Source organism: Micromonospora sp. NPDC050417, from assembly GCF_044458865.1.
Taxonomy (GTDB): domain Bacteria; phylum Actinomycetota; class Actinomycetes; order Mycobacteriales; family Micromonosporaceae; genus Micromonospora_G.
In genome coordinates this window covers 380,742-404,487 of sequence record NZ_JBITIH010000002.1, presented here as the reverse complement: position 1 = coordinate 404,487, position 23,746 = coordinate 380,742, and the positions used below count along the sequence as shown (strand labels likewise).

Sequence of the window (23,746 nt, the reverse complement as noted above, 5' to 3'; positions counted from 1 at the left end):
TCCCTCGGCGGGCGTACGTCAGCCGCGCGACCTGTTGCCCCGGGCCCGGTGCGCGGCCACGTTCACCCGGTTGCCGCAGGTCTCGTAGGAGTCCCAGCGTTGCGTCCGGCTTCGCGTCGTGTCGTAGAACACGTGGCGGCACTGTTCGTTGGCGCAGGCACGGATGCGAGACCAGATGTTGTCGCGGACGAGTTCCGCGACGTCGAGAGCGATCCGGCCGATGACCTGGTCGCCGGCCACCTGCTCCAGCCGGGCCTCGCCCCGCGTGGAGAAGACCTGCCGGAAGGTGGCACCGGAGGCATCCGCGGTGAGGTTTGTCCAACCCCGCTCCGCGTGCTCCGGGTCGGCCGCGTCGACGACCGCCATGAGGTCGGCGCGTACCGCGCGGACCTGGTCGAGTTGGCCGGGCGTCAGCGGCACTCCGGCCGGCTGACCGAAGGGCGCGAGCACCTCGGCCGCTGTGGTCGGGTCGTCCAGGGTGTCCGGCAGCGTCGGCGTGGCGTGCGGTCGCGTGTTGAGCAGAGCCACGATCCCCGCAGCGCGGGCAGGCACCTTCGGCTCCTTCTCTCCTGGTGACTCGTGCGTACCCATGGGGCCCAGCGTACGCAGAAATGGTCTAAGTCCCAAAGACCTTTACAGGGGCGGCCACGCCTGCTACAACCGTAAGCGGCAAACTCAAGTAGTCGCTTACAGCGGCCATTCGGCAAGGAGAACGACCCATGAGCCACCTCTTCCTCACCGCCGTCGGCGGCGACCCGACTGAGACCGTGCAGCTCGACCAGAACTCGAACCTGACCGTCGGCGCCCAGGATGTCCTCGTCGCGGTCGACGCCGCCCCGATCAACCCCGCCGACCTGCTCTTCACGCTCGGCTGGTTCGGGGTCTACCCACAGGTCCCGAACGCGCTCGGCGCCGAGGGAACCGGCCGGGTGCTACAGGCTGGCACCGCCGCCGACCCGAACCTGGTCGGGCGTCGGGTGATCATCCTGCCGACCTTCGTCCAGGGCACCTGGGCGGACAAGGTGGTCGTACCGGCGCAGAACGTCGTTGCGGTGACGGAAAAGGCTGATCCTGTGCAACTCGCCATGCTTCCGGTCAACCCGGCCACGGCGTACGCCCTGCTCAACGACTACGCCGACCTGAAGCCCGGCGACTGGATCGGGCTGAACCTGGCCAACTCCGGTGTCGGCCAGTACGTCATCACCCTCGCCAAGCGGCGCGGCATCAAGACCCTCGCCGTCGTCCGTCGCGAGGGGGCCGCCAAGCGGGTACGCGAACTCGGCGCCGACCTCGTCGTCATCGAGGGAGCGGACCTCGGCGACCGGGTGGCCACGGCCCTCGGCGACAACAAGCTCCGCCTGCTGTTCGAGGGCGCGGGCGGCCCGGAGCAGGTCGGTGAACTGATCCGTTCGGTCGAGGCCGGCGGCAGCGTGGTCACCTTCTCCGCGGTCACCGGCCAGTCCCCGGTCGTGCCGCTCGGTGATCTGATCTACCGGGGGATCTCGGTCCGCGCCTTCTTCATCCTCAACTGGATCCGGGACACCCCCCGCCCCGAACTGGAACGGATCTACACCGAGTTGGCCGACCTGGTCGCGGAGGGTGCGATCAGCGCCACGGTGGAGGCGACCTACCCGCTGGACCGGTACCGCGAGGCCCTCGCCCACGCCGGGCAGCAGGAGCGCTCCGGCAAGATCCTCTTCACCCCCGACCGGCAGACCGCCTGACATCACCCACGCCAGCAGACCCGTCCGATCGGATCGACGCCGACGGGCGGGTCTACTGGCGTTCAGCGTTCGAGGACGGCCACGACACCCTGGCCACCGGAGGCGCAGATGGAGATGAGGCCACGGCGGGGGCGCGCAGCCCTGCCACCGGCCGACTCGCGGGCGTCCTCCGCGAGCAGTTTCGCCAGGGTGGCGACGATCCGCCCGCCGGTCGCGGCGAACGGGTGCCCGGTGGCGAGCGAGGAGCCGTTCACGTTCAGCTTCGACCGGTCGATCGTGCCGAGCGGGCCGTCGAGCCCCAACCGCTCCTTGCAGAACTCGGCCGACTCCCAGGCCGCCAGGGTCGCGAGCACCTGCGACGCGAACGCCTCGTGGATCTCGTAGTAGTCGAAGTCGGTCAGGCTCAGCCCGGCGCGGGCGAGCATCCGGGGGACCGCGTACACCGGGGCCATCAGCAGCCCCTCGTCGCCGTGCACGAAGTCGACCGCGGCGACCTCCGAGAAGGTGAGGTATGCCAGCACCGGAAGATGGTGGTCGGCGGCCCACTCCTCGGAGGCGAGCAGCACGGTCGAGGCGCCGTCGGTGAGCGGCGAGGAGTTGCCGGCGGTCATGGTGGCTTCCGCCTGGTCCGCTCCCCGCGTACCGAAGACCGGTCGCAACGCGGCGAGCTTCTCCATCGACGTGTCCGGCCGCAGGTTCTGGTCCCGGGTCAGCCCGAGGTACGGGGTGACCAGGTCGTCGAAGAAGCCACGTTCGTACGCGGCGGCAAGCCGCTGGTGCGAGGCGAGTGCCAGCGCATCCTGGGCGTACCGGTCGATGCCCCACTGGCGGGCGGTGATCGCGGCGTGCTCCCCCATCGACAGTCCGGTGCGCGGTTCGGCGTTACGCGGCGTCTCCGGCAGGAACGGCTGGTGCGGCCGGAGCCGGGCCGCGGCCCGCAGCCGGGCGGTCAGCGTACGGGAGGCATTGATCCTCAACAGGGTGCGGCGGAACTCCTCGTTGACCGCGAGCGGCGCATCCGAGGTGGTGTCCACTCCACCGGCGACACCGGCGTCGATCTGCCCCAGTGCGATCTTGTTGGCGACCAGGATCGCCGCCTCCAGCCCGGTGCCACAGGCTTGCTGGACGTCGTACGCGGGAGTGCGGGGGTCGAGCCGGGAGCCGAGCACCACCTCCCGGGTCAGGTTGAAGTCCCGGGGATGCTTCAGCACCGCCCCGGCGACCACCTCGCCGAGCCGCTTGCCGGCGAGCCCGAATCGGGCCACCAGTCCATTGAGCGCGGTGGTGAGCATGTCCTGGTTGGAGGCATCGGCGTACCGGCCGTTGGAACGGGCGAACGGGATCCGATTGCCCCCGACCACCGCGACGCGACGTACGGTCTCCACGGTCCCGCCTCCTCCTTCAGGGCTTGCGCCTAACCTACTCGCCAGTAGGCTACGCCTATGAGTGACAGGTACGCGAGCTTCGCGAACTCCGGCGCAGGCCGCGCCCTCGTCAAGCGACTCGGCCTGCCCGATCCGCCCCGACTGCGCCGGTACCGCCCCGGCGATCCTCTCCTACCCGGGCCAGTGCTGCTCGACGCGGCCCCGGGTGGACGGCTGCACGAGCCCGTCGCGAAGCTGCTCGCCGCCGCCGGTGTCGCACTCGCCGACCCGACGACGGTGTCTGTGACGGAGCCCTCGACAGGGGCAGGAGCAGCGGCGGGATCCCGCGTACGACCAGCGGCACTGATCTACGACGCCTCCGGGGTCACCGACTCCACCGGACTCCGACCGCTCTACGACTTCTTCCACGCGTACGCCCGCTCCGTCCGCGCCTCGGGGCGGGTGATCGTCCTTGGTACTCCCCCGGAGGCATGCGACGCTCCGCGTGAGGCCACCGCCCAGCGGGCGTTGGAAGGACTGACCCGCAGCATCGGCAAGGAGTTCCGGCGCGGCATCACCGCCCAACTCGTCTACGTGCACCGGGGCGCCGAAACGGCGACCGAATCCACCCTGCGGTTCCTCCTCTCCGGCCGGTCCGCGTACGTCTCCGGACAGGTGATCCGGATCGCCGACCCGGGTCCCGGCGACCACGGCCACCAGGAGCGGATCGACTGGGACCGGCCACTCGCCGGCAAGGTCGCGCTCGTCACCGGTGCCGCCCGGGGAATCGGTACGGCCGTCGCCCAGGTGCTCGCCCGGGACGGCGCGCACGTCGTCGCACTGGACGTACCCGCCGTCGGGGACCTGCTCGCGGACGTGGCGAACGACATCCGGGGCAGCGCCGTACAACTCGACCTGACCGCGCCCGACGCGCCGACCCGCCTCGCCGACCAGCTCGGCGACCGCTATGGCAGGGTCGACATCGTGGTCCACAACGCCGGCATCACCCGCGACCGGACCATCGCCCGGATGGACGCCGCCGGCTGGGACTCGGTGCTCGCGGTGAACCTGTCGAGTCAGGAACGGATCAACGACCTTCTGCTCTACCGTGACCTGATCCCGGCCGGCGGCCGGTTGATCACTGTCTCCTCGATCGCGGGAATCGCCGGCAACCGGGGACAGACCAACTACGCCACGGCGAAGGCCGGCGTGATCGGGCTGGTGCAGTCGATGACCCCGGTCCTCGCCGAGCGCGGCATCACCGTCAACGCGGTCGCGCCCGGTTTCATCGAGACCCGACTGACGGAGCGGATGCCGATCGGGCTGCGTGAGGCCGGCCGCCGGCTGAACAGCTTGGCGCAGGGCGGGCTCCCGGTCGACGTGGCCGAGACCATCGCCTGGTTCGCCGCCCCCACCTCCGCCGGAGTCACCGGCAACATCGTCCGCGTCTGCGGCCAGAGCCTGCTGGGAGCATGATGTCCAACTCCGATGGCTCCGCCACCGGCCGACGGGCCGAGGACGACACGGTCCGGATCCCCGTCCCCACCCCGGACCACAACGCTCGAAGCACCGACCCGGACGAAACAGTCCGACTCACCCTCCCCCCGGCGGACCACAACGCTCGAAACACCGACCCCGACGAAACAGTCCGACTCACCCTCCCCCCGGCGGACGACACCCCCTGGTGGGCCGGGGCGGTCGACGACGCCACGGTCGAGGTGGCCAGCCCGGCGGTGACGGGTGGCGTGGTCGAGCTGAGCCGGGTGCCGGCCACCGGCGCGCTCTACCGGCGGGCGATCGTCGCACTGCTGCCCGGTCGCCGCCGGTCGAGCAAGCCCACTCCGCCCGGGACGACGCCGGCACCGTCCCAGGGGACGCCGACCCTGCCCGCGACGGAGTTACGGCTGCACGGCCTGACCGTCGACCGGGGACACCTGGCCGCGTACGACCGGGTGTGCGGGTTCCGGCTCGCCGACACGCTGCCGGGGACGTACCCGCACGTGCTCGCCTTCCCACTGGCGATGCGGCTGATGACCTCGGCGGAGTTCCCGTTCCCGCTGCTCGGGCTGGTGCACATCGCCAACCGGATCACCCTGCACCGGCCGGTCGACGCGAGCGAACCGTTGGACCTGTCGGTGCGTACCGCCGACCTACGGCCGCACCGACGCGGGCAGCAGTTCGAGGTGCTGGCCACCGCCTCGGTCGGTGGCGAGCCGGTCTGGAGCGGTGTGTCGACGTACCTGCGCAGGGAGCCGGAACCGACGGAGGGTGAGCGGCGCGAGCCGGGTGACCGGCCGGAACCGCCGGCCGCCACCGGCCGCTGGCGGGTCACCCCACGCGTGGGTACGACCTACGCCCGTGTCTCCGGCGACCGGAACCCGATCCACACCTCCCGGATCGGGGCGCGGCTGCTCGGCTACCCGCGCCCGATCGCGCACGGGATGTGGAGCAAGGCCCGTTGCCTGGCAGCACTTGAGGGGCGGCTGCCGGAGGCGTACACCGTGGAGGTGGCGTTCAAGCTGCCGATCCCGTTGCCCGGCACGCTCGCCTTCAGCGCGAGCCCGGCCTGGGACTTCGCGCTGCACGACGTCGACTCCGGTCGCCCGCACCTGACCGGCACCCTCCGCTGACCCACCCACGCCCTACGGGCGTTAGGAAGGGCCCCTTGTTATACAAAAAGCGATAACAAGGGGCCCTTCCTTACGCGGTGGGAGGGTGCCAGGGCCAGGTGGCGTTCATCAGACGGGCGGCGAGCCGTTCGGGATCCTCCGAGGGGTGGTCACTGAGCCAGTCGGCGAGCGATTCGGTGGCACCGACCAGGGCGTACGCCATGACCTCCAGGTCTGTCTCGCGTACCTCGCGGGTGCCCTCGGACGGCACGGGTAGGTTGCGACGCAGGAGTGCGGTGACCACCTCGACCACCCGGGCCCGCATCTCGGCCAGTTCACCGGCGAACGGCTGCTCTCCCCGCGCCTGCCGGTAGAGGACGGTCCAGCCGTCTCGGTGTGCCCCGACGAATCCGAAGAAGGCCCGCAGCCCGCGCCGGAGTTGCTCGTCCGGGGGGAGTTCCGCGTTGACCGCCCCCACGATCGCCTCCATCATCCGGGTGCCCTCGCGGTGCAGGCAGGCGATGAAGAGCGTCTCCTTGGTGCCGAGGTAGGCGTAGACCATCGGCTTCGAGATTCCCGCGTCCTCGGCGATCTCGTCCATGCTGGCGGCGTGGTAGCCACGCTGGGAGAAGACCTTGACGGCCGCGTCGAGCATCTGCTGCTCGCGTACGGCCCGAGGCAGTCGCTTGAAGGTGGGGGTGCTGGCCATCCTTGCGAGCATACCTACTCGTGCGTAAGGTTACGCCCCAGTAACCGCAGTCTCCCTCGGAAGGTGCAACCCATGACCGATTTCGACCCGGCCAAGTTCACGTCCCTGGAACCGAAGCAGTTCGCCCAGCTCGTCAAGTCCACTCCGGACGCCGAGATCGCCGCGCTCATGAAGAGCGACCAGCGGGGCATGATCCTGGACGAGATCTTCAACCGGATGCCGACGCTGTTCCGGGCCGACCGCGCCGGTGCGACGAACACGGTCATCCACTGGAACATCTCCGACCGGGCCGACGGGGGCGTCGACACGTACGAGGTGGTCATCGCCGACGGTGCCTGCACGGTCAACGGCTCCCCCGCCCAGGACCCGAAGCTCGCCCTCACCCTCGGCCCGGTCGAGTTCCTCAAGGTGGTCACCGGTGGCGCCAACCCGGTGATGATGTTCATGACCGGCAAGCTGAAGGCAAAGGGCGACCTGGCCCTGGCATCCAAGATCGCTGACCTGTTCAACATTCCCAAGGCCTGACCAGGATGTCGGGACGGGATCGGGTGCTGGCATGACCGAGTTCTCGCTCGACCTGAACGAGGAACAGCGCGATCTACGCGACTGGGTGCACGGCTTCGCCGAAGAGGTCGTGCGCCCGGCCGCGGCCGAGTGGGACACCCGCGAGGAAACCCCGTGGCCGGTCATCCAGGAAGCGGCCAAGGTCGGGCTCTACGGCTACGAGTTCGTCGCCAACTGCTGGGCCGATCCGACCGGACTGAGCCTGCCGATCGCCAGCGAGGAACTCTTCTGGGGCGACGCCGGCATCGGCCTCGGCATCTTCGGCACCTCCCTCGCCGTCGCCGCCATCTACGGCACCGGCACCCCCGAGCAACTCGTCGAATGGGTGCCCCAGTGTTACGGCTCGGTCGACGTACCCGCGGTCGCCGCGTTCTGCAGCACCGAACCCGAGGCCGGCTCGGACGTCGCCGCGATCCGCACCCGGGCCCGCTACGACGAGGCCACCGACGAGTGGGTCCTGACCGGTCAGAAGGCGTACGCGACCAACGGTGGAATCGCCGGCGTGCACGTGGTGACGGCAACGGTCGAGCCGAGTCTCGGCTCCCGTGGGCAGGCCGCCTTCGTCGTACCGCCGGGAACCGTCGGGCTGCACGCGACCCGCAAGCTACGCAAGCTCGGGCTACGCGCGTCACACACCGCCGACGTCTTCCTCGACGACGTACGGGTGCCCGGCCGCTGTCTGCTCGGCGGTCGGGAACGACTGCGGGAACGACTCGACCGCGCCCGGACCGGTCTACGGTCGAGCGGGCAGGCGGCGATGCGTACCTTCGAGTTGTCCCGGCCGACGGTCGGCGCGCAGGCACTCGGCATCGCCCGCGCCGCGTACGAGTACGCCCTCGACTATGCCCGGGAACGGGTGCAGTTCGGCCGCCCGATCGTGGAACACCAGGCGGTCGCCTTTGCCCTGGCCGACATGCGGATGGAGATCGACGCCGCCCGGCTGCTGGTCTGGCGTGCCGCGTGGATGGGCCGGAACGGCCGCCCCTTCGTGGCCGGCGAGGGCTCGATGGCAAAACTCAAGGCCGGCGAGGTGGCCGTGTCGGTCACCGAAAAGGCGGTGCAGATTCTCGGCGGCGCCGGATTCCTCCGCGATCATCCGGTGGAACGGTGGTATCGCGACGCCAAGATCTACACAATTTTCGAGGGAACGTCGGAGATACAGCGTATGGTCATCGCCCGGGCCATCTCCGGATCGTCGATCCGCTGACCGCCCTCAAATTCCCCAGACTCGTTAGAACGAGGACAGCTAGATGAGCGTCGATCAGCTCCAGGGTCAACAACGGTTCTACGTCCGGCAGCGGCTACGCATGATGGTGAACCAGTACGAGGTGCGCGCGATCGCGCCGGACGGCACCGAAGGCGCACTGCTCGCCTTCGCCCAGCAGAAGCGGATGGCCTTCAAGGAGCAGGTCACCCTCTACACCGACGACACCAAGCAGCAGCCGGTGCTCGGCTTCAAGGCACGGCAGGCGATCGACCTCGGCGCGACGTACGACGTCACCGACGCCACCGGCAACGGCATCGGCCTGTTCCGTAAGGACTTCAAGGCGTCGCTGCTCCGGTCGACCTGGATCGTCGAGCAGCCCGGTCTCGGGCCGGCCCGGGGCCAGGAGCGGAGTCTGCCGGTGGCGCTGCTGCGCCGCTTCGTCGACTCGCTGAGCTGGTTGCCGTACCACTTCGACTTCCTGATCGGCGATCAGCCGGCGTTCTCCGTGGTCAAGAAGTGGGGCCTGCGCGACAAGTACGTGATCGAGGTGCAGAACCCACAGCTCGACCGCCGCCTGGTGGTCGCGATGGCAGTCGGCCTGGACGCGTTGCAGAGCCGCTGACCGCTCAACTTGGCAGAGGCCCGTCCACCCCTTGTTGTGGACGGGCCTCTTGCTCGCCCGTAGGGCGACAGCTCCGGGTAAGCCGAGGGTCGCGACCCCGGATGCCGCAGGGCTCACCCGCCGAGAGGGTGAATCGCATGAGATTCACCAAGAGCCAGACCGTGACCCTCGCGCTCCTGCTCGGTACGACCCTTGCCGTCGGCGGGTCGCCCCCCGCATTCGCGTCCGCTGCGGGGACCGCCGGACATCCGCACGCGACCTGTCCGGCTGGCACCCTCGACGGGTCAGGACTCGAACAGGCGATCGCCGACCACGACCCCGCCGAGGCGACCAGCGCCCAGGTCCGGCTGAGCACACCGGCCGGCTGCTGGACCGGCGCCGCCGGAGTAGCGGACCTCCGCACCGGGGCGCCCGTACCGGCCGACGCCCGGTTCCGGATCGGCAGCGTGACCAAGGTCTTCACGGCGACCGTCGTACTCCAACTCGCCGCCGAGCACCGGGTGGACCTGGACGCACCGGTACGCCGCTACCTGCCCGGCCTGCTGACCGCCGACTACCACCGGCTGACCGTACGTCAGCTTCTGAACCACACCAGCGGACTGCCGAGTCCAACCCTGCCCGACGACATCGAGTGGGCTCTCGACCACCGATACGACCGGTGGACGCCGGAGCAGATCGTCCGGCAGGCGCTACGCAACGAGCCGGTGTTCACCCCGCCGGGCTCGAAGCAGCAGTACACGAACATGGGCTACATCGTGGCCGGCATGTTGATCGAGAAGGTCACCGGAGACTCGTACGCACGGCAGATCCGGGAACGGATCACCAGGCCGCTCGGGTTGCGGGACACCTACGTGCCCGGGAACGACCCGACCATCCGCGGCCCGCACGCCCACGGATACCAGACCGTCACCCGCGACGGGCAGACCACACTCGTCGACGTGACGAACTGGAACCAGTCGATCACCCCGGCCTCCGGCGACATGATCTCCACACTCGCCGACCTGGACCGCTTCACCGGGGCACTGTTCGGCGGGCGTCTGCTCCCGGCCGCCCAACTCGACGAGATGTTCGCCGTGCCCCGGGTGCACGACCTCGACGGCAAGCCGGCGGCGTACAGCGTCGGCCTGACCGCGTTCACGCTCCCCACCGGCGAGGTGCTCTGGGTCAAGAGCGGTTCCCGGTACGGCTACTCCAGCGCGATCGCCAGCAGCCGGGACGGCGCGTTCCGGCTGGCCTTCTCGATCACCTCGACCGACGCCAAGGGTGACGCCCCCACCTCGGTCAGCGAGGCCGTCATCGCCGCCGCCCTCGCCCTGCGCTGAGCCGCCACCGATGTTAGGAAGGGCCCCTTGTTATACAAAAACCGATAACAAGGGGCCCTTCCTTACCGCTGGGCGTGGGTGGCGCGGGTGATGGCGGACTCGATGGCGGCAATGCGGTCGGCAAGCAGGCCGAGGGCGCCGACCGCGCGGCCGACCGCATCGTCGGAGTCACCACCGAGTGCCCGCTCCCGCAGGTACGCGGCCTTCACCTCGGCCCAACGGTGGGACTGCTCGGCGCTGAGTCGGCCCCGCAGTTCGGCGAGTTTGAGCAGGTTCGCCTCGGCCCCGGCGGCCAGGGTCTGCGCCTCGCCGAGGTAGTGGTCGTCGAGGACCCGTTCCAACTCCTCGTCGTTCATCACCGGCACGATCCGCTCGGTCAGCTTGTTCATGTTCCGGTACGAGCCCTGGAGCAGGAACGGCGGCTCGGTACGGGACGCGTCCGCCTGAGCCGCCGAGTTGATGTACGCCCGGTTGTTCGCCAGCACCACCTGCTGCACCCGGATCAGCTTGCGCAGCACGGAGAGGATCTGGTCCAGTTCGACCGCCGCGTACGGGTGGGTGAGCTGGTCCGCCCGTACCGTCTCGTCGCCCCGGGCCAACCGGACCAGCAACTCCAGGTCGCTCCGGTCCCGGCCGGCGAGCGGCGCCAGCACCGGGTTCGACGTGACCGCGTTCTCCAGGTAACTGAGGGCGAAAACCTCGTCCCGCCCGGAGAGCACGTCACCGAGGTTCCACACGTCGGCCCGGTTCGCCAGCATGTCCGGCACCCGGAACCGCCGCCCCGACTCGGTGTACGGGTTGCCGGCCATGCAGACCGCGAACCGCTTGCCGCGCAGGTCGTAGCTGCGGGTACGGCCGTCCCAGACTCCCTCCATCCGGCGCTGCCCGTCGCAGAGGGAGATGAACTTCTGCAAGAACTCGGGTGAGGTGTGCTGGATGTCGTCGAGGTAGAGCAGGACGTTGTTCCCCAGCTCCAGCGCGAACGAGATCTTCTCCACCTCCTGCCGGGCGGTGGCGTTCGGCGCCTCGGCCGGGTCGACCGAGGTGACCGCCGAACCGAGAGCCGGCCCGTTCACCTTGACGAAGACCAGGCCGAGGCGGCTGGCGACGTACTCCATCAGGGTGGTCTTGCCATACCCCGGAGGGGAGATCAGCAGCAGCAGGCCCATCTGGTCAATCCGCTTGGTGTCACCGGTCGCACCGATCTGCCGGGCCAGGTTGTCCCCGATCAGTGGCAGGTAGACCTCGTCCAGCAGCCGGTTGCGGACGAACGAGCTGAGCACCTTCGGCTGGTGCTCGGCGAGTCGCAGCCGGCTCCGCTCGCTCGCCACCAACTCGTTGCGGCGACGCTGGTAGTCCCGGTACGCCGGCACCCGCACCCGACGGAACCGCCCGGTCCGGGCCAGCAGTTCGTCGATCCGCAGCGACAGCCGCCCGTCGACGATCCGGGGATGGGTGGCGAGTAGCCCCGACACCTCGACCGAGAGGGCCGCCGAGGACTCGTGCCGGGGCAGCCCGACACCGCAGAGTTCGATCGCCACCGCCTCCGGCAGGTCGTACGCGTCCAACGGTTGCCCGGTGGCGGCGGACGCCTCCGCCGTACGCAGGAACGAGGCGAGCCAGGCTTCGACGAGCTGGTGCCGGGCGGCGAGGTTGTCGCCGAGTGCCCGCAGGTCGTCGTCGAAATCCTGCACCGATTTCGACTGCGGCCCGCCGAGGGTGCGTCGGAACCGGTCGAGCAGGGCGCGGGCTCCGGAGCCGGTGACAAAACCGAACGGCGCCCGGGACAGCTCCTCGAAGAGGTACTCGGCGGCGAGCGGGGCGACCTCGGCCTGTTCCGACAGGCCGGCGGCGCGCAGGTAGCTGCCGGCCGCGTCGGCCAGCTCCGCCCGGAGTTCCTCGATCGCCGCCGAGGCACCGAACACGGTTCGGGCCCGGGCGAGTGAACCGGCACGTGTGGACCAGCCGGTCCGGGTCGGCTCGTCGACGCCGAAGTTCCAGAAGAGCTGGGCGGCGGCGCGGGCGGCCGGTGCGTAACGGAGCAGGCCGGCGCTGTCGTAGAGGCGCAGCAACGGGTCCAGGATCGCCGCCGCGTCGTGGTCGTGGATGCCGCGTTCGTAACCTTCGTCGTACCGCCCCTCGGCGAAGCGACGGACCAGGTCCGGCAGTTCCGCCCCGCTGACCGCCGCCCGGTGCAGTTCCTCCATGTCGGGTGTGGGGAGACCGGTGCCCGGGTCCGGATCTGCCCTCCGACCGGCTTCGGCGGCGGTGAGGATCGAGCTGGCGAGGTATTCCGCCCGGCTCACCTCGGCGGACTCGGAGACCAGCGACTGCTCCCAGAACGGCTGGGTCTGCTGGAACGTCTCGTCCCGGATCGGCGCCCGGTAGTCGGTGCCGGTGACCGCGACCGCCAACCGGCCGTCCTGCGGCACCAGCGTAACGTCGACCTCCTGTGTGTTGACCGAGAAGCTGTGCCGGCCGAGCCGGATCGTCGCTCCGCCGTCGGTGTAGAGATCCTGCTGGTCACGCAGGGCACGGCCGGCCTCCTGCCGGGCGGCCTTGATCCGTCCGGACAGTTCCTCTGCCCGGACCGGGTCGCCCAACGTACGCAGTTCGTCAACGACCCCGCGCAGTTTCGCCACCATCGGGTCGGAGGCGAAGTACGTGTTGATTTCGTCGAGTGAGCGCAGCCCGGTGAGTCGCCGGTGCACGCTGGTCAAGATCCGTTCTGCGGAGCCGACCAGCCGGTCGGAACGGCGGGCCCGCTCGTCCAGCAGCGCCTGCTTCCGGGCCGAGAACGCCTCGTAGATGTCGGTACGGCGGGTGCCCAGTTCGGCGAGGAAGTCGTCGAACTCGCCGAATCGCGACTCCAGGTTTTCCACCTGTAGAAGCAGCCGGCCCAGTTGTTCGTCGCAGCGTTCGGTCGTGTCAGCGACCGCGAGCGCACCGGTGACCGCCTGCCCGAGCAGGGCGAACTCGGCCGCGAAACCGGCCCGCCCCTCGGCGGTGAGGAGGGCCCCACGCCGGCCGTCCAGGGTGGCCCGGGCCCGGTTGACCGCACCGAGCACCTCACCGATCCGGGCCAGGATCCCGGTCCGTACGGTCGCGTCAGCGATCTCCAGCGAGCCGACCACCTCGGTCACCACCTGGAGTCCCTCGGCCTGCTCGGCGAGGCGGTCGCGCAACGGTGTGGCCTCGGCAACGGTGCCGATCGCGGCGGCGGTGGCCCGCAACCGCTCCACCTCGGCCTGGTAGTCGCCGAACGCGTCGTCGCGTCGCAGGAAGGCGACCACCCGTTGACCGGTGGTGGTGAGTTCGGTCGCGAGTTCGGCGCTGAGCTGGTCGATCCGGGCCAGGTCCACGTAACGCAGGTCGCGGAGGGTGACCAGGTGCCCCTCGGCCTGACGAAGCCCGGCGAGCTGGCGCACCCATTCGTCGGCGGTACGCGGAGCCTCACCGCGTACCTGCCGGACCAGGGCGGCGTTGCGCTGCGCCGCCTCGTCCACCGTGGCGGTGGCGTGCGCGGTCAGCGACTGCACCTTCTCGAACTCGTCCAGCACCTGCTTACCGGTGGCGCGTACCTCGCTCAGCGGCGTGCGCAGGTCACCGAGGTCGGCCTCACCGAGCCAGTGGTAGTGGTCGAAGACCCGGGCGCAGGCGGTGATCAGCGCCTCGAACACGGCGAGGGTCGGCGTCATCTCGTTGACCATGCGGGACACCGACAGGGCGTCCGAGATGCCGCGTACCAGGTCGGCGTTGCCGACCCGCTCCAGCGGGCCGGTGCCGACCGGTTGCCCTGCGGCGTAGCTGTCGGAGAGGTACGGCGTCTGCCAGACCTGCATCGGGTGGACCCGGGTCGGCTCGTCCGAGGTGGCCCGGAAGACGACCAGCGTGCCGTCGTCGAAGAGCGAGTAGCCGTGACACGGGATGGGGGTGGCGACCTCCTTCCGGATCACGTTGTACGGCAACAGCAGGGTCCGGCCGGCGCCTCGGGCATGGAAGACGTAGAGCACGTCCTCGCCGTTGGTCGACCGGATGGTCCGTTCGAACTCCAGTCCGGTGACGTCGGTGTCGAAGGTGCGGCTGATTCCGGTGGCGAGGTAGTAACCGCCGGGGAAGATGATGCCGTGGTCCTCGGGCAGCCGTTGGCATGCCTGCCCGATGCCGTCGAGCCGGACCACCTCCTTGGTCCTGGTGTTGAAGACCAGGTGCCGCCACTGGGTCTCCTTGTACGGCCGCATCCGCAGCAGGATCAGCGGGCCGATCCGGGCGTGCTGGATGTCGGCGTCGGCGAGGCTCTGCAACGGCTCGTCGACCGGTTCCTCGTAGATTCCCTCGCCGGTCTCGGTGTTGTTCTCCACCTTGACGGTGAGCGTGCCGCCGACCGTTTCGACGAAGACCTCGTCGTTGATGGAGATGTGCGGGTGCCGGCCGAGGATGTGGTCGTCCCGGGTGGTTTCGATCCACTCGAAGTCGTGCGAGGGCGGAAAGACGTTGTCCCGCTCGCCCCGGTTGTCCAGGTAGCCGACGGTGCCGTCGGTGCCGACCTGCCAGCGCAGCACCCGGATGTCCTCGGTACGCGGCCCGGTCTGGAAGACCGCCAGCAGCCGGCCGTCGAGCCGCCGGAGCTGCGTCAACCGGGTCTCCCGGTAGTAGCGGTACAACTCGCCGAAGTCCCGCTCGAACTGCGGGTCACGTAGCAGGCCGGCGAGCCGACCCGGGTCGACGTCGTCGAACCGGAACGCGTCGGAGTCCCCCGGGTCCCCGTCGCCGGTGGACTCCACCGCGGCCCTTCCTCGGGCGAAGTGGTGCAGGGAGAAGACGTCGTCGACCGTGGTCTCGGGCTTGAGGCCGATGAAGACGTTGTAACCGAAGAGCATCAGCCCGCCGACCGACACGATGTCCCGGGGCACGCAGTTGTTCCGGGTCCGGATCCGTTCGGTGCCGATCAGCCGCAGTTCGGTGCCGCCGAAGACCTCCAGCCGGCGGGCGTTGAGCCATTCGGCGCGGCGGGCGAGTTCGGCGGCGCGCTCGGCGAGCCGGGCCCGCAGCACCTCGTACGTCCCCGCGTCAACGCCCTGCCGGTCGCCTCCGGTGCCGGTGTCGACGGGGGCAGGGGCGTCGGCGGAACTGGCCGGGGCGGCTGCCGTCGACCCGGTCGGGCCGGCGACGGTCGCCCCGGTCGACGGCTCACTCACCCGTACCCCGTTGCCTGGGGCCGTTCAGCGCGGCGAGCGGTGCGTCGGCCAGTCCGGCCTTCTGCGCCGCCTTGAGCAGGTCCCGCAGCTTGTCCGCATGGGACCCGCCGGCCTGGATCTGCTGCAACAACCAGGCCGAGACGGTGAGGTTCTGTACGTCACCGGTGTTCAGCGAGCCGACCATCCGGGTCAGGTCCTCGGGAAAGCTCGCCTCCCCGTCGAGCCATGGCTTGGCGAGGCTCTGCGCGACCTCCGAGTGTTGGACGAATCCGTCGACGCTCTTGCCGAGGGTGATCGAGTTGACCAACCGGTCGAAGAACATGCTGTCCCCGCCGACGATGTCGATGTTCGCCTGCTCCAGCCCGGCCGCGAGCACCATCGCCTGGGACTCGGCCACCTGGTGCTGGGCCTTGATGCCGGCGAGGCGGAGTTCCTTCTCCGCCTCCAGTCGCAGCCGGAACTCCTCGTGTCCCCGGCTCGCCTCGTCCAGCGCGGCCATCGCCGCCGCCTTCTCGGTGAGACCCTCCGCCTCGCCCTTGAGCTTCTCGCGTACCGCGTCGGCGAGGACCAGGGCCTTTTCGCGTTCGACCAGCGCCTCTGCCCGACCGACCTTCTCGATCACCTCGGCGCCGCGCTCGCGTACCTGGACCTCGGCCAGACCGGCCGCAGCCGCTTCGGCCTGCGCCCCCTCGGCCAACCGGATCTTGGCTCGGGTCTCCAGTTCGGCGGCCTGCTGTCGGGCCTCGGCCAGGACCAGGTTCTCCCGGGCCTTGTGCTTGGCGGCCTGCTCCGAAGCCTCGGCCGCCTTGATGTCCTTGACCAGGGCCTCCTGCGCCTCGGCCTCGGCCTGGATCACCACCGCCTGACGGGTCCGTTCGGCCTCCTCGACCACCCGCAGGCGCTTGATGTTCTCCTCCTGCTCGGCCACGGTCTTGTCCACCGCGATCCGTTCGCGGATGACCTCGGCGATGGCCCGCCGCTCCACCTCGACCTCTTTGTCCTTGGAGATGGTGGAGAGTTCGGTTTCCCGCTGCCGGCCGATCACCTCCAGCATGCGGTCCTTCTCGATCCGCTCGGACTCGATCGCGATGACCCGTTCCCGGTTCTTCTCCGCCACCGCGATCTCGCGGGCCTTGTTCTCCTGCTGGATGCCCAACTGCTCGTCGGTACGGATGTGCGCCGTCTCGGCCCGGAGCCGTTCCTCAGCCCGTACCCGGGAGATTTCCGCGTCCTCCCGCGCCCGGAGCGTCTCGATCTCGCGGTGCTGCTTGAGTTCGGCGTCGGCCTGCCGCCGTTCGAGTTCGAGGATCGCCTCCCGGGCGTCGACGTTCTGCCGGGTGATTTCCTTCTGCTCGTTGCGCTGGAACTCGTTGGTCCGGATGTGCTCGATCGCGGTCAGCTCGGTGATCTTCCGAATGCCCTGGGCGTCAAGGATGTTCGCGGCATCCAGTTTGGACAGCGGCGTCTGCTCCAGGAAGTCGATCGCCGCGTCCTCCAGGCTGTAGCCGTTGAGGTCGGTGCCGATGACCCGGATGATCTGGTCCCGGAACTCGTTTCGCTTCGTGTAGAGGTCCACGAAGTCGAGCTGCTTACCGACCGTCTTGAGCGCCTCGGAGAACTTCGCGTTGAACAGTTCCTGAAGCGTTTCCCGGTCACTGGCGCGTGCCGTACCGATCGCCTGCGCAACCTTGATCACATCTTCGGTGGTCTTGTTGACCCGGACGAAGAACGTGATCCGGATGTCGGCCCGGATGTTGTCCCGGCAGATCAGTCCCTCCTGGCCGGTCCGCTCGATGTCGATCGTCTTGACCGAGATGTCCATGATCTCGGACTTGTGCAGCACCGGGAGCACAACCGCACCGGTGAAGGTCACGTCGACCCGCCGGACCTTCGAAATAATCAGCGCCTTGCCCTGTTCGACCTTCCGGAACAGGCGGCTGACCAGGAAGACGACGCCGATCGCGACGAGAAGCAGGACGGCCAGGAGTACGCCGACCCCGGTGGTGATCACATCCATCAGTGGTCCTTCGGTCCGTGGGGGTGGTAGTCGGGATCTCCGGTGGCGCCGACCGGCAGCACCCAGAAGAACTCACGGTCGGCGTCGTAGTCGTAGATGAGTGCGAGGCTGCCCGCGCCGAGCGCGTCGGCACTGGCCTGCCGGACCTGGATGACGGCCGACGAGCCGTCCGCGGCGGTGACCTCCGCCTGTCCGAAGTCGACACTCACCAGGCCGGTACGGATCACGCAGACCTGACCGACGAAGGCGTTACGGGAGACCGGCGGTTCGGCCTGGAAGAAGTGCCGCAACGGGCGGGCGAGCAGACGGGTGGCGATCCAGGCGGCGCCCAGCGCGACCAGCAGCAGCGCGATCGGGAGCAACACGGCGAGCGCCCCGGACCAACCCGTTCGGTCCAGCAGCACGCTCCCGACCAGGCTGACGAACCAGGCCACCACGATCAGCACCGAGAGCGCCACGGTCGACGGAAGCCCGCCGAGCCCGATCCCGCTCAGGAAACCGGCCCCGTCCCCCGCTTCGGTTTCCGCGTTCTCGTCGATGCCGACCGCCCCGAAGAGCACCAGCGCCCAGTAACCGATGACCACCACCAGCAGAAAACTGAAGAGCGCGGTCGGAAAGCCGAGCGCCACGTCCAGGAACTCACCCATCGAACTCTGCCGACCCCCCTGCACAGCCAACAGCCAACAGCCAACAGCCAACGGCCGACGCGTCACCGCCCCAGAAGGGAGCCAGACATCGATCGGATTCGGTACGACAGGCTGATCATGGCACGGGTTGTCAACGAGGAACGTCCGGTCGTCGCGCCGAACAGGTGGTCCAGACAGGATGATCGGCTAGCTTCGCCCGGCTCGTTCACACCCCGGCGACGTCGTAGACGGTCGCGGTCGCGGTGACGGTCCGGGTATCGACGTACGTCCCGTGCTTCGCGGTGAGCCGGTAGGTGTGGCTCTCGACGCTGCCGGGGACACCCCCACAGGAGAACGTGAAGCTCTCCGTACCGTTCGCGGGGTAGGAGCCGTAGCGACCGGGCCCGTCCACCGCCAGTTCCACCGTCTCCGTCCCGGAGACCTTCCACTCCAGTACCAGCGGCACGGCCTCGACCGGGAACTCCGAGGCACCCTGTGGGCAACTCGGCTTCTGCTTCACCCGGAAGGTCGTGATCCTCACCGGCGAGGCGGCGTCACCGGGGGCAGTGTCACCGGGGGCGGCGGAGGTGGTGCCGGGGCCCCCGGGCGCGTTGCCGGGTTGACCAGCGGGGGTGCCAGTCGGCCCCGGACCCGGCCCGGTCTGGCCGGCCGATGCGGTCGGGACCGGGCCGGTGGCACCGGGGTCGACCGACGCGCTGGTGGAGGGCCCTGCCTGGCCGCTGAGGGCCGACCGGCGGTCCTGTGCGGAACAACCCATCGCAGTCAGCGCCAACACACCCACCAGAGACGGAGCGACAAACCGGGCGACACCACGGCCTACCAGCACTGTGGCTGCTCCGCCGCCGCGCTGCCCGACGTACCAGCCGGCCACGATCCTGTTCATCGGCGCTCCCTGCGGGAATTCGCCCCGGCCGAGCGTCGGCCGGGTGTCGGATCCCAAGGTAAGGAGCGGGCCGGCACGAGCGAATCCCGCTTTCGTGCCGACCCCGACGATCAATCGAAATCCTGGTACGGGGGTGACTACCGGGGCGGCGCGATCCGCCCCTCGATCGCCGCCAACGCGATGTCCCGCCGGTGCTGGGAGCCGTCCAGCTCGATTCCCTCGATCAGGGCGTACGCCGCGTCCCGCGCGACCTCCAGATCGGGGCCGATCGCCGTACCCGCGAGAACCCGGCCTCCGGCGGAGAGCAGGGCACCGTCGCTCTCCCGGCGCGCGGTGCCGGCGTGGATGATGCCGGGCCGGTCGGCGCCGGTGATGACGTCACCGGTGCGCGCCGCCTCCGGGTAGCCGGCCGAGGCCACCACCACCGCTACCCCGGCACCGGCCCGCCAGCGCAGCGGCGGATGCGCGGCGAGCGTGCCGGTGGCAGCCGCGTTCAGCAGCCCGGCCAGCGGCGTCTCCAGCAGCGCGAGTACGACCTGCGTCTCCGGATCACCGAACCGTGCGTTGAACTCGATCACCTTCGGACCCCGACTGGTGATCGCCAGGCCGACGTAGAGCAGGCCGGAGAAGGGTGTACCACGGCGGCGCATCTCGGCCAGGGTGGGCTGAACCACCCGGGCCATCACGTCCTCGACCAGGTCCGGCGACGCCCACGGCAGTGGCGCGTACGCTCCCATGCCGCCGGTGTTCGGACCGGTGTCGCCGTCGCCGACCCGCTTGAAGTCCTGGGCCGGCAGGAGCGGCAGCGCGGCCTCCCCGTCAGTGACCACGAAGAGGGAGACCTCGGGTCCGGCCAGGTATTCCTCGACCACCACCTGCCCGCAGGCGGCGGCGTGTTCGAGGGCGTGTGCCCGGTCCTCGGTCACCACGACGCCCTTGCCGGCGGCCAGCCCGTCGTCCTTCACCACGTACGGCGCACCGAACTCGTCCAGCGCGCGGGCCACCTCACCCGCATCGGTGCAGGTGTACGCCCGCGCGGTGGGTACCGCAGCCGCCATCATGATCTCCTTGGCGAAGGTCTTCGAGCCCTCGATGCGGGCCGCCGCCCCGGAGGGGCCGAAGACCGCGATGCCCTTGGCTCGGACAGCGTCGGCGACCCCGGCGACCAGCGGTGCTTCTGGACCGATCACGACCAGGTCCGCGCCGACCTCCACCGCGAGCGCGGCAACGGCGGCCGGGTCGACCGCGTCGACCTGCCGTAGTTCCGCCACGCTGGCCATGCCCGGGTTGCCCGGGGCGGCGATGAGCTGCTCGACCGAGGGATCAGCGGCCAGCCCGAGCGCGAGCGCATGCTCCCGCCCACCACTGCCGATAAGAAGTACGCGCACGACGTCCGATCCTACGCGCTCCCCCACCTCGCAATGTTGATCATGAAGTTGACGCAGGTTCCACCCGGGTCTCTCGCTTGCCGCCCTGCGACCAACACCCATCCCGCAGCAAGTTGTCCACAGGGAAGGCCAGGGTTATCCACAGGAGGCGGAAGGGTGGCACCGGCACCAGAATGATGCCACCCTGAGCCAGATTGAGCCAAGCTGGGTTGTCCATGGCACCACTGTGTGCCATAGTGGTGCCATGGACCTGAACCCGTATGTCGCCTCTCTCGGCCGTGAACTGTTGACGGCCGTGGAGACCGGCGGTGACAAGGACACCGCGTTGATCGAGCGATTGACCGTGTCGATGGAGTCGGCGGTCCGGCTCGCCATGCTCGAAGCACTGTCGGCCGCCGCCGACGAGATCACCAGGGAACTGGCTCCCGGTTCGGTCCAGGTTCGCCTGCGTGGCCGTGACCCGGAATTCGTCGTGACAGCTCACCAGGTCGAGCAGCCACAGGAAGACACCACCGACCGGGCTGCCGTGCCGGCCGACGATCCCGCGACGGGCTTCGAGGACGGTGCCACGGCGCGCATCAACGTCCGCCTCCCGGAACAGCTCAAGGCCGCGGTCGAGGAAGCGGCCGGCAAGGAGGGCCGGTCGGTCAACGCGTGGCTGGTGCGGGCCGCCTCGAACGCGCTGCGAACCCCGGAGCGCGACCACGGCGCCGACCGGTGCGGCAAGCCCAGTGCACAGCGCTACACCGGCTGGGTGCGTTAGCCGAACCCGGCCCCACTTTCCTTTCACGTCCCCTACCAGCGGGGATGTGCTTCCGACTCATCCTGAGGGGACAACCATGCCTGTTTTCGCCACCCCGGAATCGATCTCCGTCACGATCGACCTCTCCGTCGGCAACGTTCGGCTCATCGCGAGCGACCGCACCGACACCGTGGTCGAGGTACGGCCGAGCGACGAATCCGACGACTCCGACGTGAAGGCCGCGCAGCAGACCCGCGTCGAGTACGCCAACGGCGCGTTGACCGTACGCGGGCCGAAGGCTCGTGCGTTCGACTTCTCCAAGAAGACCAGGTCGGTCGCCGTGGTCGTCGAACTTCCCACCGGCTCGGCGGTGCACGGTGACCTGGCGGTCGGGGACTTCCACAGCACCGGCGTACTGGGCGAGTGCCGGCTCAAGACGTCCGTCGGGCACTTCCGACTCGACCGGACCGGCCCGCTTCACCTGGACGTCTCCGCTGGCCACATCACGGTCGACACGGTCGTCGGCAACGCCGAGGTCGCCACCGGCACTGGTCGTGTCGACATCGGCGACATCGCCGGAACCGCGGTCGTCAAGAACTCCAACGGCAACACCAACCTCGGCACCGTCACCGGCGAACTGCGCGCACGTGCGGCCAACGGCGACATCTCCGTCGACCGGGCCGGCGCCGGGGTGGACGCCAAGACCTCCAACGGAACCATTCGTATCGGCGAGGTCGCGCGTGACTCGGTCGCCCTGCACACCGCGGCGGGTGACCTGGAGATCGGTATCGCCACGGGCACCGCCGCCTGGCTCGACCTGAAAACCGGGCACGGGCGAGTGCACAACGGGCTGGAGGACATCGGTCAAGGACCGGAGAAGTCCGAGGAGACCGTCGAAGTCCGCGCACACACCTCCTTCGGCGACATCACCGTCCGCCGTTCCTGACCCGACCTCTCGAAGGGGCCTCCCATGACCATGCCATCCTCATCGGCGATCACGGCGACCGGACTGCGCAGGTCGTTCGGCGACCACGTCGTGCTCGACGGAATCGACCTGAACGTCCCACGGGGCACCGTCTTCTCGCTGCTCGGCGCGAACGGCGCGGGCAAGACCACCACGGTCAAGATCTTGTCCACACTGATCCGCGCCGACGGGGGCAGCGCGCGAATCGCGGGCCACGACCTGGCTACCGAGCCCGAAGCGGTCCGCGCGGCGATCGGCGTCACCGGCCAGTTCTCCGCAGTCGACAATCTGCTGACCGGCCAGGAGAACCTGGCCCTGATGGCCGATCTGCACCACCTGGGCCGGGCGGCGGGCAGGCGCAGGGTGGCCGAACTGCTCGACCAGTTCGACCTGGTCGAGGCGGCCAGGAAACCGGCCGCGACTTATTCCGGCGGGATGCGCAGGCGGCTCGACCTCGCGATGACCCTGGTCGGCACCCCCCAGGTGATCTTCCTAGACGAGCCGACCACCGGGCTCGACCCGCGCAGCCGCCGTGGCATGTGGCAGATCGTGCGGGAGCTGGTCGCGGGTGGCGTGACCATCTTCCTCACCACGCAGTACCTGGAGGAGGCCGACGAGCTGGCCGACCGGATCGCGGTGCTGGACCACGGCAGGATCGTCGCCGAAGGCACCGCGGACGAGCTCAAGCGCCGCATCCCCGGCGGCCACATCCTGCTGCGGTTCGCCGGGCTCCACGACATCGAGTCCGCCGAGCGCGCCGTTGGCCAGGCATCGCGCGACAGCGACGCGCTCGCCCTGCGGGTGCCGCACGACGGCAGCCTCCGGGCGCTGAAAGCCCTGCTCGACCGGCTCGACGAGAACGCGATCGAGGTCGAATCGCTGAGCATGCACACCCCTGACCTCGACGACGTCTTCCTCGCCCTCACCGGCAACCCCAAGAACGAGAAGGTGGCCACGCGATGAGCACTGTGTCGTACGCACTGACCGACTCGGCGACGATGCTGCGCCGCAACCTGAAACGGATGGTGCGCTATCCGTCCATGACGGTGGCACTCATCGGCATGCCGATCGTCTTCCTGCTGCTGTTCGTCTACGTCTTCGGCGGCACACTCGGCGCCGGGCTCGGCGGCCCCTCCGGCGGACGGGCGGAGTACGTCAACTACGTCACCCCCGCGATCATCCTGATGACGATCACGGCCGCGGTTCAGGGGACCACCATCTCGGTCGCCATGGACATGACGGAGGGCATCGTCGACCGGTTCCGCACGATGGCCATCGCCCGCGTCTCCGTACTCACGGGACACGTCATCGGCAGTCTCGTCCAGACGATGCTCAGCATCACGGTGGTCATCGGTGTGGCACTGCTCATCGGCTTCCGGCCGACGGCAGGTCTCGGCGAGTGGCTCGCCCTCACCGGCGTCCTGGTGATGATGGCCTTCGCCTTCATCTGGCTGTCGGTCGCGTTCGGTCTGGCCAGCAAGACCGTCGAGGCGTCGAGCAACGTCGGCATGCCGCTGATCCTGCTGCCGTTCCTCGGCAGCGGGTTCGTCCCGACCGACTCGATGCCCACCGCGCTGCGCTGGTTCGCCGAGTACCAGCCGTTCACCCCGCTCATCGAAACCATCCGAGGTCTCCTGATGGGCACCCCGATCGGGAACAGCGCTGCCATCGCCGTCGGCTGGTGCGTCGTCATCGCCCTCGGCGGCTACCTCTGGTCGAAGAAGCTCTTCAGCCGCGAGTCCGCCCGATAGATCGGGCGATCCCTGAGCCGAGAAGGGCCGGGGCG

19 protein-coding genes are annotated in these 23,746 nt (G+C 69.5%); 11 read left to right on the top strand and 8 right to left on the bottom strand.

Annotated features, from left to right (window positions below):
• Positions 1-18: 18 nt before the first annotated feature.
• Positions 19-591, bottom strand: a complete 573-nt coding sequence (locus ACIBF5_RS04420; RefSeq protein ID WP_396807998.1) for a CGNR zinc finger domain-containing protein — start codon at positions 589-591, stop codon at positions 19-21.
• A gap of 128 nt (positions 592-719) precedes the next feature.
• Between ACIBF5_RS04420 and ACIBF5_RS04415 the strand changes: the two genes are divergently transcribed.
• The gene (locus ACIBF5_RS04415; protein WP_396807996.1) at positions 720-1,724 is read left to right on the top strand and encodes a zinc-dependent alcohol dehydrogenase family protein; all 1,005 of its coding nucleotides are present in this window, start codon (positions 720-722) and stop codon (positions 1,722-1,724) included.
• A 62-nt stretch (positions 1,725-1,786) separates the two neighbouring features.
• On the opposite strand, the gene ACIBF5_RS04410 is transcribed toward ACIBF5_RS04415, so the two are convergent.
• Positions 1,787-3,109 (bottom strand): acetyl-CoA C-acetyltransferase, encoded by a 1,323-nt coding sequence (locus ACIBF5_RS04410; RefSeq protein WP_396807994.1) that lies wholly within the window; start codon positions 3,107-3,109, stop codon positions 1,787-1,789.
• 57 nt (positions 3,110-3,166) lie between these two features.
• On the opposite strand from ACIBF5_RS04410, the gene ACIBF5_RS04405 reads away from it, so the two are divergent.
• Complete coding sequence (locus ACIBF5_RS04405; RefSeq protein ID WP_396807993.1) at positions 3,167-4,564, top strand: 3-oxoacyl-ACP reductase; 1,398 nt, start codon at positions 3,167-3,169, stop codon at positions 4,562-4,564.
• Complete coding sequence (locus ACIBF5_RS04400; protein ID WP_396807991.1) at positions 4,564-5,718, top strand: MaoC/PaaZ C-terminal domain-containing protein; 1,155 nt, start codon at positions 4,564-4,566, stop codon at positions 5,716-5,718. Before ACIBF5_RS04405 ends, ACIBF5_RS04400 begins: the two co-directional genes overlap by 1 nt.
• Before the next feature lie 70 nt (positions 5,719-5,788).
• On the opposite strand, the gene ACIBF5_RS04395 is transcribed toward ACIBF5_RS04400, so the two are convergent.
• Complete coding sequence (locus ACIBF5_RS04395) at positions 5,789-6,406, bottom strand: TetR/AcrR family transcriptional regulator (RefSeq protein WP_396807989.1); 618 nt, start codon at positions 6,404-6,406, stop codon at positions 5,789-5,791.
• A 72-nt stretch (positions 6,407-6,478) separates the two neighbouring features.
• On the opposite strand from ACIBF5_RS04395, the gene ACIBF5_RS04390 reads away from it, so the two are divergent.
• The 4 genes from ACIBF5_RS04390 to ACIBF5_RS04375 all read left to right on the top strand — a co-directional run bounded on the left by ACIBF5_RS04390 (position 6,479) and on the right by ACIBF5_RS04375 (position 10,121).
• Positions 6,479-6,931 carry an SCP2 sterol-binding domain-containing protein gene (locus ACIBF5_RS04390; RefSeq protein WP_396807988.1) on the top strand — a complete coding sequence of 151 codons (453 nt, stop codon included), beginning with the start codon at positions 6,479-6,481 and terminating at the stop codon, positions 6,929-6,931.
• A 31-nt stretch (positions 6,932-6,962) separates the two neighbouring features.
• Positions 6,963-8,177, top strand: a complete 1,215-nt coding sequence (locus ACIBF5_RS04385; RefSeq protein ID WP_396807986.1) for an acyl-CoA dehydrogenase family protein — start codon at positions 6,963-6,965, stop codon at positions 8,175-8,177.
• A gap of 43 nt (positions 8,178-8,220) precedes the next feature.
• The gene (locus ACIBF5_RS04380; protein ID WP_396807984.1) at positions 8,221-8,799 is read left to right on the top strand and encodes a hypothetical protein; all 579 of its coding nucleotides are present in this window, start codon (positions 8,221-8,223) and stop codon (positions 8,797-8,799) included.
• A gap of 137 nt (positions 8,800-8,936) precedes the next feature.
• Complete coding sequence (locus tag ACIBF5_RS04375; protein WP_396807982.1) at positions 8,937-10,121, top strand: serine hydrolase domain-containing protein; 1,185 nt, start codon at positions 8,937-8,939, stop codon at positions 10,119-10,121.
• A 62-nt stretch (positions 10,122-10,183) separates the two neighbouring features.
• Here ACIBF5_RS04375 and ACIBF5_RS04370 read toward each other — a convergent pair whose 3' ends face one another.
• From ACIBF5_RS04370 to purD, 5 genes are all read right to left on the bottom strand, one after another.
• Positions 10,184-15,319, bottom strand: a complete 5,136-nt coding sequence (locus ACIBF5_RS04370) for a DNA repair ATPase (RefSeq protein WP_396807980.1) — start codon at positions 15,317-15,319, stop codon at positions 10,184-10,186.
• Positions 15,312-17,336 (bottom strand): flotillin family protein, encoded by a 2,025-nt coding sequence (locus ACIBF5_RS04365; protein WP_396807978.1) that lies wholly within the window; start codon positions 17,334-17,336, stop codon positions 15,312-15,314. Before ACIBF5_RS04365 ends, ACIBF5_RS04370 begins: the two co-directional genes overlap by 8 nt.
• The gene (locus ACIBF5_RS04360) at positions 17,336-17,983 is read right to left on the bottom strand and encodes a hypothetical protein (RefSeq protein ID WP_396807976.1); all 648 of its coding nucleotides are present in this window, start codon (positions 17,981-17,983) and stop codon (positions 17,336-17,338) included. Before ACIBF5_RS04360 ends, ACIBF5_RS04365 begins: the two co-directional genes overlap by 1 nt.
• 205 nt (positions 17,984-18,188) lie before the next feature.
• Positions 18,189-18,866: a hypothetical protein gene (locus ACIBF5_RS04355; protein WP_396807974.1), complete on the bottom strand. Its 678-nt coding sequence runs from the start codon at positions 18,864-18,866 to the stop codon at positions 18,189-18,191.
• Between the two features lie 137 nt (positions 18,867-19,003).
• Positions 19,004-20,254 (bottom strand): phosphoribosylamine--glycine ligase, encoded by a 1,251-nt coding sequence (gene purD, locus ACIBF5_RS04350; protein WP_396807972.1) that lies wholly within the window; start codon positions 20,252-20,254, stop codon positions 19,004-19,006.
• Between the two features lie 244 nt (positions 20,255-20,498).
• Here purD and ACIBF5_RS04345 point away from each other — a divergent pair, with 244 nt between their 5' ends.
• The 4 genes from ACIBF5_RS04345 to ACIBF5_RS04330 all read left to right on the top strand — a co-directional run bounded on the left by ACIBF5_RS04345 (position 20,499) and on the right by ACIBF5_RS04330 (position 23,711).
• On the top strand, positions 20,499-21,017 hold the full coding sequence (locus ACIBF5_RS04345) for a ribbon-helix-helix protein, CopG family (protein ID WP_396807970.1): 519 nt from the start codon (positions 20,499-20,501) through the stop codon (positions 21,015-21,017).
• Between the two features lie 76 nt (positions 21,018-21,093).
• Positions 21,094-21,942 carry a DUF4097 family beta strand repeat-containing protein gene (locus ACIBF5_RS04340; protein WP_396807968.1) on the top strand — a complete coding sequence of 283 codons (849 nt, stop codon included), beginning with the start codon at positions 21,094-21,096 and terminating at the stop codon, positions 21,940-21,942.
• Between the two features lie 24 nt (positions 21,943-21,966).
• On the top strand, positions 21,967-22,923 hold the full coding sequence (locus ACIBF5_RS04335; protein ID WP_396807966.1) for an ATP-binding cassette domain-containing protein: 957 nt from the start codon (positions 21,967-21,969) through the stop codon (positions 22,921-22,923).
• Entirely contained in the window at positions 22,920-23,711 is a 792-nt protein-coding gene (locus ACIBF5_RS04330; protein WP_396807965.1) for an ABC transporter permease, read from the top strand. Before ACIBF5_RS04335 ends, ACIBF5_RS04330 begins: the two co-directional genes overlap by 4 nt.
• Positions 23,712-23,746: the final 35 nt, after the last annotated feature.